We start from the raw sequence: 12,808 nt of genomic DNA on the forward strand, positions 1-12,808 counted from the left end.
ATCACCGATGTGGCGCGGCTCGCCGGTGTGTCACCCCAGACGGTGTCGCGGTATCTGCGGTTCAAGGGCGGGCTGAAGCCGGCGACCCTGGAACGCGTGGAGAAGGCCATACGGGAACTGGACTACCGTCCCAACCTGGTGGCGCGGTCGATGCGCACGCGGAAGACCGGCCGACTGGCCATCCTCATGCCTGCCATGGCCTTCAACCCCTCACGCATGCTGGCGGGTGCCGGCGCGACGGCGCAGGACGCAGGGTTTTTCGTGGATGTCGTGAGTGCCGGGGGCGGCGTACGCGCGAGGAGCGACCGCCTGCTGGAGCTCGCCGATTCGGGACAGTACGAGGGCATCCTCTCCCTCGCCCCCGTGCTTCCTGCCGTGGAGAGCAAACTGCACCAGAGGACGACCGTGGTGATCTCGGCCGACTTCGACGACGAGATGCGCGGCATCGGGCAGCTGGCCGACGCCACGCCCCTGGTGCGGATGATCGAGCACTTGGCGGCGCTCGGTCACTCCCGGTTCCTCCATGTGGCGGGCGACGCGCAGTTCGCCTCCGCGAGGGCGCGCAAGCAGAGCTATCTGGAGACCGTCGAACGCCTCGGCGTCGAGTCCGTCGGGGTCTTCGACGGAGACTGGTCGGGAGAGTCCGGCATCGAGGCGATACGGTCGCTCCCGAGCCATGCGCGGCCGACCGCGGTGATCGCGGCCAACGACCTCGTCGCAGCCGGCGTCGTCCGGGGCGCCCGGGAGCGCGGCTGGGACGTGCCGGGCGACCTCAGCGTGACCGGTTGGGACAACGCGGGGGTCGGGCAGTTCATGACCCCGTCCCTGACCACCGTCGACGTGGAGCTCGAACAGCTCGGCAGCACGGCCATGGCCAAGCTGATCGCGGGTCTGAGGGACAGCGCGCCCGAGACGAGGGAGGGATCCCTGTTCCGGATCATCTGGCGGGAGTCGACGGCCGAGCCGCCTGCGACAGGGCGTCTCAGCCGCAGGCGGTGACCAGCGCCGCTGCCGGGGTGGGCGCGGAGCAGGCGGACCGTGTCCGTCCCCTGCTCCTGCACCGCCCATCCGGCCCGGCCTCGGGCGCGGGCCGAACCGGCCGCGCACGCCGCGCGTCCTCAGGTGGCCGCTCTCAGTTCGCGTAGACGTCAAGCCGACCGCACATGCCGAACTTCCCGCGGGCAGCAGGCTGTTCGGAGCTCACGGCGGCATCTGCGAGGTGGGGGGACTCTCCCCTCTCCAGCCAGTCGAGCTGCGCCCCAGTGGCCGCGGCGGAGGCCTCCGCGCCCTGTCGCCACCGCTCGCGCCACTCGGCGATGCGGGGCCGTACGAGCGCGGCGGCGGCACGGTGGAATGTGGCCAGGGCCTGTGGCCCGTCGGCCTCCCGAAGTGCCCGGTAACCCTCCAGAGCGAGGTCCCGCCGGGCCCGGGCGACGCGCTCCTGCTCCTCCTCGGGCGCGTCGGCCGGGATGGCGGTGGCGCGGGCGTACGTCTCCGGATCGGTCAGGTACTCCGGGGGCAGCGTGAGGACCGCGTCCCCCGCCTCCGGCAGTCCGCTGTTCTGCATCAGAACGGTGATCCGCAGATCGCCCTCGTTGAGCAGCCGGTGGATGGTGCCCGGCGTGAACCAGGCGACCGTGCCGGCCTGGAGCGGAGTGACCTCGTACCCGGAAGAGGTCAGCGTCTGCACGGCCCCGCGTCCGCCGGTGACGACATAAGCCTCTGAACATGCCAGGTGCATGTGAGGCGTGCCGCCGCACGCCCCGTCGGCGGCAGGCCAGTCGTACACCGACAGATGCGAGATGGCGACGCCCCCGGGCAATCCGGTGTTGGTTGTGTTCATGTGTGTGTCGACACTCCAGTTCCAGGTAGTAAGCGCTTTCTATCCCTCTTAATTTACGTGCCGGTCGCCCAATTGGTCAATGTTCTGTCTAAAATCAGACCCGAATAGCGAAGCCGCAAGGAGGACGATGTGAGCAATGGCTTGGTAGGTAAGAGCGTCTATGCCTTCGGCGACAGCATTGTGTACGGACATGTGTATCCGCACAGTTTCGTGGACGTAGTTGCGGAGCGCGAGGGTATGGCCCTCACCAAGTTCGCCCGGAACGGCGCGACCATAGGCGCCGACCCGCATGCTTCCGGAGGACAGATACTCACGCAGGTCGAGCAAGTGACCGATATTGCGCCGGACTTCGTCGTCTTCGACGGAGGCACGAACGACGCGCAGTCCATTTTCCGGGACCGCGTGTGCACGGTCGGCACCTACGCCGAAGAGTTTGAGAAGACGCTGCACGCCATGGAGCGGAAGTGGCCGACTGCCCGTATCGTGTACGTCGCCGCCCACAAGCTCGGTTCGCGGGACTGGGACACTCAGGTGGCGCTGCGCGAGGCGACCCTGGAAGCCTGCCGCAAGTGGGACATCGCCGTCGCCGACGTCTTCGGAGAGACCACGTTCGACACGCGTGACGACACCCAGCGTGCGAAATACACGTTCGACGACCTGGTCAACGGTTTCCCTGGTACAGAGGGATCGGGAACACATCCCAACGAGGCGGGTGTCACCACTTTCTATGTGCCGGTGGTGAGCGCCACGCTGCAGCAGATTTCATCACATTGATCAGTAGGCAATCGGATCTGCCTGACCGATATCGGCCAGGCAGATCCTTCTTCATTTTCATGAAGTCAGCCTGAGCTGAGCATCATGGCGGACGAGGAAGCGCTTACTAGATCGGTACACTCCCCGAAATGCTCACGCCACCAGACTGGCCCTGGCTTTCACTGGCCGAATCCGGTGCCGCGCGAGATCCGGACGTCGTCCACGTGCACCGCCCCGCGCTCACCCCCGTTCGAGTACCAGGCGACCTTCGCGATCCCCGGCATCGAGGTGCGGAACGCCGCGTCGTTCAGTACGCGATGGCCGTCGATGTCCAGGTCGAATCGCTGGTTCACGGTGTCCACGGTGAGCGTGACCCGGTACCACTTGCCATTGGTGTACGTACCGATCACCGTGTCCGTGGTTCCCTTGTACGCGTGGATCTGGCCGCGGGCGAAGGCGACGCTGACGGCTGGGGCACCGCTGGCGTTGTACACGTAGGGCAGCCCGAACCAGCCGGCCTGGATGTCGTTGCGCATCACCTGCGTGTCGATGGTCACCACGCCCTGCAGCGGGGTGCTGAAGAGCCGGGCGAGGTTGGTCCCGTCGGTGCCGCCGCCTTCGATGGTGCGGGTCAGCCGGACGCTCTTGTCAGTGGCGGACGGCGTCTCCACCACGGAGACGTCGTTGTTGGTCGAGATGACTCGCCACCCGTTGGTCCCGTTGGCGAGCGCGCCCGTGGCCAGGCCGTCGAAGGTGTCCGTGAACGCGATGTTGGGCGCGCCGCGTTCGAAGGCACCGATCTCCGGACCGTTCCCGATCGGCACAGGAGACCCGGCGTTGTCGAGGCCTCCGTTGCCGGTGACCGTGGCTCCGGCGTCGACGAACACCGATCCCGACTGGAGCGCGAAGTTCGCCGCCGTGTCGAGCCTCGGGCCGTTCTCGTCGCCGTAGGGCCCTGTGACGGAGGCATTCACGAACTGCGGAGCGCCGACCACGGCGTTTGCGTCGGACGTGGGCACGGTCGTCAGGTTGTCCGAGTAGCCGTTGTTGTTGTAGGTGATGGTCGACTTTTGTACGAACGTGGGCGCGGACTGCCCGGAGACGAACAGGTTGTTGGTCAGCGTCGCCCTGCCGGAGACGCCGCCGGTCACCATGTTCGTCGAACTGGTGTTGGCGAAGGTGTTGTTGTAGATGTTCGCCACCGTGCCGCCCGTCTGCGACAAGTGGAGGTTCCACCGCGTGCTGCCGGTGATGACGTTGTAGCGGACCACCACACTGCCGAACTGGACGTTGGAGTTGCACGCGCAGAGCAGGATGCCGTCGCCGTTGTCGTGGAGGTAGTTGTACTGGAACAGCTGGTTGGTGGTGCCGATGTCGGGGTCCAGGGCATTCTGGTCGGCACCGCCCGACGAGAGGTGGGTACCCATGATCTCGTTGTGCTGGACGGTGACGCTGTCGGCCATGTTGGTCTCGACGCCGGAGACGCCGACCCGGTCGATCACGTTGCCTTCGACCAGCGCGCCCTTGACGCCGGTGAGGTAGATGCCGTTGCAGCCGAAGGGCGTGTTCGCCTGCGTGATGTAGTTGCCGCGGAACGTGACGTTGGTGTACGGGGTGAACCTCGAGTCGGTGGCAGTGGCTCGCTTGCCCCAGCCGGTGAAGACGGCACCGGGCGCGTCACCGGCGTACTGCTTCGTGACAATCCCGCTGAACGAGGTGTTCTTGATGGTGGAGTTCTCCACGGTGATGCCGTCGAGAACCGTGGGGGCACCGGGCGCGGTGATGTCCTGGACGCCGGTGAGGAAGGCGATGCCGCCGGTGTCCTTCGAGCGGTCCCAGCCCTGCTGGAAGGTGATGCCCGGCTTGTTGTCGGCGGTGCTGCCGCCGACCCACTTGACCTCGCCGGTGACGTCGTGCACGTCCACCGAGTCGATCACGAAGTGGTGCAGGGTCTGGCCGTTGTCACCGTGCACGCCGATGCCGCGGAAGTCGCCGAGTTTCGAACCGTCGGTCGTCCCCGTGGGTACCGCGTTCGACACGTCGAGGTTGCGGATCTCCCAGTACTGCTGGTTGTTCAGCCGCACCGCGTCGCCGACTGTGCCCTGGCCGGCGATCTTCGGCTTGGCGCCCGTTCCGTAGCTGTCGATGGCGATCGGGGAGCCGTCGGCGCCGGACCCCTTCGGCCACAGCTGCCCGGTCCAGCTGTCACCGGCCTCGAAGCGAATGGTGTCGCCGGGCTGGAATGTCTTCGCGTTCACCTTGCTCAGCGAGCGCCAGGGCGTGCTGCTGCTGGTTCCGGTGTTGCTGTCGTTGCCGCTCGCGCTCACGTAGTACGTGGTGCCCGCGGCGAAGGCCCGTTGCGCGGGGATGAGCACGATCGACGCGAGCACGACGGCCAGCGCGCACAGTGCGGCGGCTGTCGCTCGTGACACAAGTCTTCGGTTTGCTGTCATTGTCCTCTTCTTGTCGTCTGTGGTGGTGAGGTACCGGCTCCTGTCGTGACGCCTCCAGTCGGGACGTCGCGTAACGACTCGGGGCGCTGGCGGCTCGGGACCGACGGTGGACGCATCAACGGGTGCGCGACTACATGGGCACTGGTCCGGCCGGACACGCCCCATCGGGGCTGAGCTCTGCGGCGGCTCCAAGATCCGTGCTTCCTGTGTCACAGTGCCCTCCCGGATGTGCAGCGGGCCTTCGAGAACGTCATGCCTGCCCCTCGGGGCGCATCGGGAAAACGTATTCCGCGCAGTGTGCCCAGCGGTGATCGAGTGCGTCAAGGTTTCGAGCAGATGAACGTCAGCGTTGTGGAGGCCCCTGCCGGAAAGCCGACGGCGCCATGCGACAGTGAGCCGTGCGGCAGCCCGGCTGCTTCGGTAAGGCGCTTGTCACTGGCTGCTCAACCCGTCGCCCGGCGGGGGCCCCGCAGAGCAGGCGGATCTCATGGCCCCCCGGCGCACGGGTGGGGCAGGCCGGGGGTCGGGCCTGCCCCCCCAAGGGCTCGGTTGCTCAGTCGGTCATGCCACCTTGACCAGCTTCCAGCGCTGGTTGCTGCCGCCGTTGGTGTACCACTGGTCGATGGGGGTGTTGTCGGTGGTCCCACCCTTGTACACGTCCACCTTGTACCCGTTCGACCGGGACTCGATGGTGTAGCTGCCGCTGTCGCCCGGGGCGATCAGCCACTGCTGGCTGACGCTCCCGCTGGGGGTCTTCAGCTGCAACTGGGTGCCGGGCCAGGTGGAAGCCGCGTTGATGTCGAGGGACTTGCCGCTGGTGACACCCGTGATGGTGAGGTAGCCGCCGCTGGTGTAGGCCAGTTTCCACTGCTGGCTGCCGCTGTTCGCGTCGGTCTTCTGAACGACGGGCGTGCCGTCGCTGGTTCCACCGTTGTAGGCGGTGAGCACCTTGCCGGTGCTGACGCTGATGATCTTGTAGGTGCCGGACAGGTCGCTGACCGGCTCGTGAGTGACGGAGAAGTTGGAGTATTCGACGGGGTAGTAGCCGGCGGTGCCGAGGCCGGCCAGGCCCGCACCGTAGCTCGTGTCGGTGACCGTGCCGACGGTGTTTCCGTCGATCTTGGCGATGATCGTGCTGCCCTGGAAGGTCAGCGACAGGTTGTGCCAGGTGCCCGTGCCGGGAGCGGTGACGGTACCGCTGGCAAGGGTGGTCCAGTTCCACGCTTTGTTGCCGGCGGTGTCGGTCTTGAGCAGCGACCAGGATCCGGTGTCGGACAGGCGCAGGTGGTAGGCGTTCATCCCTCCGGCGCTGAACTTCGTCTGGGTGCCGACACGGCCGAGGAGCTCTGCGGAGCTGCTGCTCTTCTCCAGCAGTACGTCGGAGCTGACCGTGTAGTTGCTCCAGCCGACGTCGCCCATGAGGGTGTAGGGCTGGAGGGCGTTCGTGGCCGGGTACCACCAGACGATCGGCTTCTGGGGTGCGGTCTGGCGCAGGCACTGGCCGGTGCGGCCCCCGGTGCAGGGGGCGGCCTGGAACGCGCCGTTCATGGAGGCGAAGTACTTCGCCTCCTGCCCGGTGCTGTAGCCGGCGAAGGAGTCCGAGTAGGGCATGGCGAGCCGGTTGCGCGCGGGCGCGGTGGCCGTTCCGGCACCCTGGCCGGTGGTGGTGGTCACGGTGTAGACGTGACCGGGGTCCAGGGTGAGGGTGTACGTGCCGTTGTTGGCGGTCAGGTCACTGTTCTGCACCATGCGCGGGGTGGCGCCGCCGGGCTGTGACAGGTCGGTGGACCACACGTGCAGGGGGCCGCCGGGCAGGCCGCCGGCGATGTCGAGGGTGACCGTCTGGGACGCGGTGGCGTCCATGGTCTCGAAGACGGTGCTCCAGGCGCTCTTGTCGGGCGCGGCGTAGCTGACGTAGCTGCCGTTGGCGCGGTCGCCGCCGAGGTAGCCGGAGGCGCTGTCGAGGTACTTCCAGCCGGGTGAGGTGAACTGCGTGGTCTGGGCGATGGACCAGGCGGTGCGGGAGACACTGTAGGCGCCGGACCACGGCTGGTTCGCGGTGACCAGGCCCTGGTCGTGGAAGTAGAGGTTCTGGTAGTCGGCGGCCAGCATGGGCCAGTTGATGTACGCGCTCATCTTGGCGTCGAGGTAGCCGCGGTTGATGGCACGGGCGACCGGGCCCGCCCCGGTCTCGGCGTTCTCCGAGCCGTTCTCGCTGGCCCAGAGCTGCTTGCCCAGCGACTGGGCGTCGGCGGAGGAGGAGCAGGTGGTCATCGCGGACGCGTACGTGCAGGGATAGTGCGCGCCGACGATGTCCACGGCGTTGTTCAGGGCGCTGTCGGTCTTCATGGCGGTGGCGATGTTCCAGTTGGTCTCATCGCTGCCGACCAGCTTGGTCGAGGTGTAGCCGTTCGCGGCCAGGGCCGACTTCAGGTTCTCGTAGAAGGAGGCGCTGTACGTCTTCTCGTTCTGGCCGCCGAGGTAGTCGATGCTCAGGCCGTGCTGCTTGGCGCAGCCCATCCAGTCGATCAGGTAGTTGATCCCGTCCGTCGAGTAGAAGTTGCCGTTCCCTATCCAGCCGGGGGCGCCCCAGGCCAGGGCGAAGAGCTTGATGTTGGGGTTACGGGCCTTGGCCTGCTCCATCAACCACCACTCGTAGCCGGCGTTGCAGTCGATGTCGCCCTTCGAGTGCTCGAAGCTGACCTCGGAGCCGTCGGTTGAGTTGGTGTCGCCGCCGATCTCGACCTTGAGGATCTGCAGGGACGCGCCGTAGCCGGGCTTGAACAGGTAGTCCAGGATCTGGTTGCGCTGGCTGGACGGGTAGTCGACCAGGAGGCGGGTGTTGCCGCCGCCGCCGCTGATCGCGCCCACGCCGTCGAAGGTGCGTCCACCGCTGGTGCCGTCCACGGTGATGGCCGTGTCGGTGGCGGCATACGCGGGCGACACTGCTCGGCCGGTCAGCAGGGCCAGTCCCATGAGCAGGGCGGCCAGGGCCGCCAACCGTCTGATGTGCCTGTCAGGCAGCCCTATGACGTCGTGCACGGGAGATCCTCCTCGGAGGGGTGTGGGGGTTGTGAGGCTTGCACCGGGGACTCGGTCCGGGTGCCTCGCGCGGGATTGCAGAGGTGGGGCGCCCCTGGTGATAGGTGCCCCGCTTCGGCGGGAAATCGTATTCCGCATTGGCGCGCAGTGTGCCCGTCTGTGATCGAAGGCGTCAAGACGTCGGTAAACATGCAAGAAATGCATCTTTGGCGAGCGACGTTCCGGTGGCCCGAGGGCCCTGGGTGTGTTAGCCCGGAGTGACCCGGCGGCGCGGTCGGGCTCGAGGGCGCTTCAGACGACGCGGATCGCCGTGCTGTCGCGCACCACGACCTGCCCGCGCATCATCAAATGCTCTGCTTCCGCACGATCCGCGAGCGCGAGGCGGACAGCCTCGGCACCTGCCTGCGCCAGCGGCAACGACACTGTCGTCAGCCGCGGTGTCACGTCGATCGCGAGCTCGATGTCGTCGAAACCGGTCACCGAGACCTCGTCCGGCACCGCCACCCCGGCAGCCCGGAAGGCGGACATCGCACCGATGGCGATGGTGTCGTTGGCGGCGAGGACCGCGTGGGGCGGCTCCAGCCCCTCGGCGACCAGTCGCCGCGCCGCGTCGAACCCCCCTTGGCGGCTCACCGTGCAGTGCGAGATCCGGATGTGCCGCTCCTCGACGCCGCCGTCGCGGAGCCCGGCCATGAAGCCCGCGGTACGGGCGGAGACGTTCCCCTGTCCACGCGCGCCGGCAAGGATCGTCACGTGCCGGTGCCCCGCCCCGGCGACGTAGGTGGCCAATTCCTTCGCAGGGCCGTGGTTGTCGAAGCTGATGGAGTCGAACGGCATGTCGGTGTCACCGACGATCACTACCCGGCCGCCCTCGCGTTCGTAGCCGAGCAACTCGTCGAGCAGGCGCCCGCCGAGGGCGTTCGTGTCGAGGCGGCTCGAGGTCAGAATGAGCGCACGCGGCCGCAGAGCACGCTGCAACCGGACGGTTTCGAGCTGCCGCTCGGCGGTGCCGTGGGTCGACGAGACGGTCACGAACGCACCTGCGTCGCGCGCTCGCCGTTCCATCGCCGCGGCGACCATTCCCATCGACGGGGTCGTGAGATCGTCGCCGACGACCGCGATCGAGTCGTTCGCGCGCCGCATCGACCGGGCCGCGGCGTCCGCGGTGTAGCGCAACGCGGCCGCGGCGGAGACGACCCGCTGCCTGTATTCCTCCGCGACCGTCCGGGAACTGCCGCCCAGCACTCGCGACGCGGTCGAGACCGACACACCGGCGGCCGCCGCCACGTCACGCAGGGTGACGGTCGGCCTGGCTGAATGGGGCATCGCGCCGTCCCTCCCGCACCACGAAAACGAGCCGTCGTCGACGCTACCCGAGGATATCCCCGGCCAGGCCGCGGAGGTGTGGACGAAAGTGCCGGTGACCGACCCGGGATACGGTCGCCCCGACTCGGGATACGGTCGCCCGGCTGGAAGGCGGTCTCGTCGGCCCGGTTGGATTCCGCAAGGCATGTGCGGCGCAGTCAGCGCACCGGCCTACGGAGTGACCCTCGGTAGTGATTCCGCGACTTCCGGGCGTTGGGCGGCTCGGTGCACAATGTGCGGCATGGAAGATGGAGCGGCAGCGCCTGTACGGCGTCGCGGGGAGGCCGTATCCGAGGGGCGCCAGGCGACCCTGCATGATGTGGCGCGGACGGCGGGCGTCTCACAGGCGACGGCGTCGCGGGTGCTCAACGGCAGCGTCCGCAACGTCCGGCAGGAGAACGTCGACCGTGTGCTCACCGCGGCCGCGGAACTGGGCTACGCCCCGCACCTGTCCGCCCAGGCGATCGCGCGGGGTTCGACGAACATCGCCGCGCTGGTCGTCAGCGGTGTCGACGACCCGTACTTCTCCTCCATCGCGGCAGGTGTCACGCAGGCAGCCGAGGCCGCCGGACTCATCGTGACCATGGCGGTCGCGGACCGCTCCCCGGAACGGGAACTCCAGATCGTCGGGACACTGCGCGGCATGCGCCCTCGCGTCATCATCATGACCGGCAGCCGCGTCGACGGCGCCGATGCCCGCGACGCACTCGTCGAGGAGCTCCACGCCTACCGGGAAGCGGGCGGCAGCGTAGTCCTGATCAGCCAGCACGACCTGCCGTTCCACACCGTCAGTATCGACAACTACGGTGGAGCGCGGCAGCTTGCCCGCGCGCTGGTAGGGCTCGGCTACCGGCGGCTCGCGGTGGTCCGGGCAGGGACCGGCCTCAGGACGTCCCGTGACCGGTGCAGCGGTTTCGTGGAGGGACTGCGCGAGTTCGGCATCGACGTCGACGAGCGGCTGGTGGTCGAAGCCGAGTTCAGCCGCCGAGGGGGGTGTGCGGCGGCCCGGGAGCTCGTCCGGCGGGGACTGGACGGCACGGAACTCGTCTTCGCGGTCAGCGACGTCATGGCGATCGGTGTGATGACCGCATTCCGCGACGCCGGGCTTGTCCCTGGCCGGGACATCGCCGTCGCCGGCTTCGACGACATCGGCCCGGCGGTGGACGTCGTCCCGGAGCTGACGTCCGTGAACGTTCCTTTGCAGCAGGTCGGGTTCCGTGCGATGGAGCTCGCGCTCTCCGAAGATGACGCCTCGCGGATCGTACCGGTCGCCACGAACGTCGTTCTGCGGGCAAGCACACCCCCTCGATGACGGTGCCGGCTGATCGCGTGGTGAGCGTCGGCTGTCCGGCCCCGAGCTGCTCCGCGGCCCGCCCGACGCCCTCGTGGCGGGCGAGGTTCTTCCGGCCTGCCGAGCGCGCCGTAGCCGATGAGCACGGTGCCGTCCTCGGGAGAAGCTCTGCTCAGATCAGAGCAAATTGTCGAGCCGAGCCGGGCGGCGGACCATGACCAGGCCCGGAGCGGGCTCACGGCGGTAGCCGCGAGCGAGCCGCAGGTCGGGGAAGCGCTCCAGCAACTGTTCCAGGACGACGCGGGACTCCAACCGGGCCAGCGGTGCGCCGAGGCAGGTGTGGAGGGCGTAGCCGAAGGTCAACCAGCGCCTGAGACGAGCGCAGCGCCGTGTGGTCGGGCAGGTCCAACGTGGTGATTATTGCCGCTGACAGGTCGGCTTTCGTGCCACCGCTTTCCAGGGCGAAGTTGTCGACGGACGAGTACGCCTTGTGGTCGGTCTGGAGCAGGGCCGGGCAATCCCATGGTGGACACACTGTTCTCGATCGCCGTGGTGCTCGGCGTACCCGTGACCCGACTGGTGGCCGGGTTGTCGGCGGCGAACCCCAGTCCGCGCTCGGCCACCTCCGAGCGGATCCCAGCGATGCGTTGACCGACGGTCGCGGAGCGTAGGAGAGGTTGTTCTCGACTGCCCGTTGAACGCTTGGCGTTCTGTGCCGGGGCGTGCGTCTGGCGGCCTGCTGTTCTGGGGCCAGCCCCGCTGGGCGCGGGCGCGGCCCCAGCCACGTGGTTCAAGAAGCGGTGTCGTGTGCCTCGCCGAGGCGGAGGAGTGCGGTGAAGCGGGCTTCGGCCCGGTCGATCTCCTCGAGCTGAGTGAGGATCGAAGTGGGGGTGGAGTCACCGACCACCTTCTGCATCAGTGGGGTGCGGTCCAGGATCGCGTCCCGGATCGGTTGCAGAGCGCGCGGCGCGTGATGGAAGACCTGCCCGAGGGCGTAGGCGTGCTGGGACTGTCGGGCGGTGTGCGGTTTGCGGGGGGCCTCGAAGGCGTCGAGTGCCTGGCGAACGGCGGCGTAGTCGCTCAGGTCCACCCCTGCCAGGCGGCGGCCGATGAAATAGCCGTCTTCGGTGGCCATACCAGCGCCGTACCCGGCGTACGGGGACGTGGGGTGAGCGGCGTCGCCGACGAGGGTGGCGCGGCCCTTGGACCACTGCTTCAGCGGCTTGCGGTCGCGGATCACCCAGCGCTGAACGTGCGCGGGGTCGGTCGCGGCGATCAGCTGGGGGAGCGGACGGGCGAAGGCCTGACCGAGGCTGGTCGCGGTCGAGTGCAGGTCCCCGGTGAATTCCCGGCCTGCGTCGAACGCTTCGAGTACCCACCACTGGTGGCCGTCACGTCCCTTGTCGCGGATGGCGGTCCAACTGCCCTGCACAGTGCGGGTGTGGGAGAGGACGCACATCCCGGTCTCGGTCTCGACGCTGTCGTCGAAGGTGTAGCCGCCGAAGATGTGCAGGTTGTGCTCGCGCTTGGGACTGTCGCCCCACAGAGTGCGGCGGACCAGGGAATCGATGCCGTCCGCGCCGATTACGAGGTCCGCCTCGTGGACTCGTCCGTCCGCGAGGAGCAGTCGAACACCGCTCTCGTCCTGCTCGACGCGCTCCACCGTGTGGTTGACCTGCAGGACTCCCTTGGGCAGCGCGTCGAGCAGCCGCTCGTACAGCTCGGGGCGCAGCAGGCCGACGAAGCCGCCGCCGTAGTCGCGGACAACCTGCTCCGGAAGGGCCGCGCGGACCCGGCGGCGGCCGCGGGCGTTGCGGAACTCGGACGTACAGGGCGCACCCAGGTCCTCGGTGTTCACGCCGAGCAGCCCGAGTGCCTTGATGGGGGGCGGCCACAGGTTGAGGATGTTGCCGGCGGGTCTGGCGCGCGGGTAGCGCTCGAACAGCACGACGTCGTGGCCGGCCTGGTGGACGGAGAGTGCGGCGGCCATGCCACCGGGTCCTGCGCCGATGACGGCGACGCGGCCGCGCTTGGCGGGAAGTTTCGTCACGGTGGGTTCCT

At 68.2% G+C, this 12,808-nt stretch carries 10 protein-coding genes; 4 read left to right on the plus strand and 6 right to left on the minus strand.

From position 1 onward, the window contains the following. Positions 1-9: 9 nt before the first annotated feature. The gene (locus ADL12_RS25005; RefSeq protein WP_208614614.1) at positions 10-999 is read left to right on the plus strand and encodes a LacI family DNA-binding transcriptional regulator; all 990 of its coding nucleotides are present in this window, start codon (positions 10-12) and stop codon (positions 997-999) included. A 133-nt stretch (positions 1,000-1,132) separates the two neighbouring features. Here the strand turns inward: ADL12_RS25005 and ADL12_RS25010 are convergent, their stop codons facing one another. Continuing rightward, positions 1,133-1,843 (minus strand): cupin domain-containing protein, encoded by a 711-nt coding sequence (locus tag ADL12_RS25010; RefSeq protein ID WP_062705358.1) that lies wholly within the window; start codon positions 1,841-1,843, stop codon positions 1,133-1,135. Positions 1,844-1,972: 129 nt separating this feature from the next. On the opposite strand from ADL12_RS25010, the gene ADL12_RS25015 reads away from it, so the two are divergent. Next, on the plus strand, positions 1,973-2,617 hold the full coding sequence (locus ADL12_RS25015; protein ID WP_079052259.1) for an SGNH/GDSL hydrolase family protein: 645 nt from the start codon (positions 1,973-1,975) through the stop codon (positions 2,615-2,617). Between the two features lie 158 nt (positions 2,618-2,775). On the opposite strand, the gene ADL12_RS25020 is transcribed toward ADL12_RS25015, so the two are convergent. From ADL12_RS25020 to ADL12_RS25030, 3 genes are all read right to left on the minus strand, one after another. Further along, positions 2,776-5,028, minus strand: coding sequence for a right-handed parallel beta-helix repeat-containing protein (locus ADL12_RS25020; protein WP_063806731.1), 2,253 nt, complete (start codon positions 5,026-5,028; stop codon positions 2,776-2,778). A 582-nt stretch (positions 5,029-5,610) separates the two neighbouring features. Continuing rightward, entirely contained in the window at positions 5,611-8,091 is a 2,481-nt protein-coding gene (locus ADL12_RS25025) for an RICIN domain-containing protein (RefSeq protein WP_244188042.1), read from the minus strand. A 291-nt stretch (positions 8,092-8,382) separates the two neighbouring features. After that, on the minus strand, positions 8,383-9,378 hold the full coding sequence (locus ADL12_RS25030; protein WP_159053284.1) for a LacI family DNA-binding transcriptional regulator: 996 nt from the start codon (positions 9,376-9,378) through the stop codon (positions 8,383-8,385). A 319-nt stretch (positions 9,379-9,697) separates the two neighbouring features. Between ADL12_RS25030 and ADL12_RS25035 the strand changes: the two genes are divergently transcribed. After that, the gene (locus tag ADL12_RS25035) at positions 9,698-10,768 is read left to right on the plus strand and encodes a LacI family DNA-binding transcriptional regulator (protein WP_079052261.1); all 1,071 of its coding nucleotides are present in this window, start codon (positions 9,698-9,700) and stop codon (positions 10,766-10,768) included. 156 nt (positions 10,769-10,924) lie between these two features. On the opposite strand, the gene ADL12_RS25040 is transcribed toward ADL12_RS25035, so the two are convergent. Then, positions 10,925-11,110: a hypothetical protein gene (locus tag ADL12_RS25040; protein ID WP_062705364.1), complete on the minus strand. Its 186-nt coding sequence runs from the start codon at positions 11,108-11,110 to the stop codon at positions 10,925-10,927. Positions 11,111-11,269: 159 nt separating this feature from the next. Between ADL12_RS25040 and ADL12_RS57785 the strand changes: the two genes are divergently transcribed. Then, positions 11,270-11,398: a hypothetical protein gene (locus ADL12_RS57785; RefSeq protein ID WP_279617164.1), complete on the plus strand. Its 129-nt coding sequence runs from the start codon at positions 11,270-11,272 to the stop codon at positions 11,396-11,398. Between the two features lie 139 nt (positions 11,399-11,537). Here the strand turns inward: ADL12_RS57785 and ADL12_RS25045 are convergent, their stop codons facing one another. Continuing rightward, the gene (locus ADL12_RS25045) at positions 11,538-12,797 is read right to left on the minus strand and encodes an FAD-dependent oxidoreductase (protein WP_244188043.1); all 1,260 of its coding nucleotides are present in this window, start codon (positions 12,795-12,797) and stop codon (positions 11,538-11,540) included. Between the last annotated feature and the right edge of the window lie 11 nt (positions 12,798-12,808).

This window comes from Streptomyces regalis, from assembly GCF_001509475.1.
GTDB classification, from domain to species: domain Bacteria; phylum Actinomycetota; class Actinomycetes; order Streptomycetales; family Streptomycetaceae; genus Streptomyces; species Streptomyces regalis.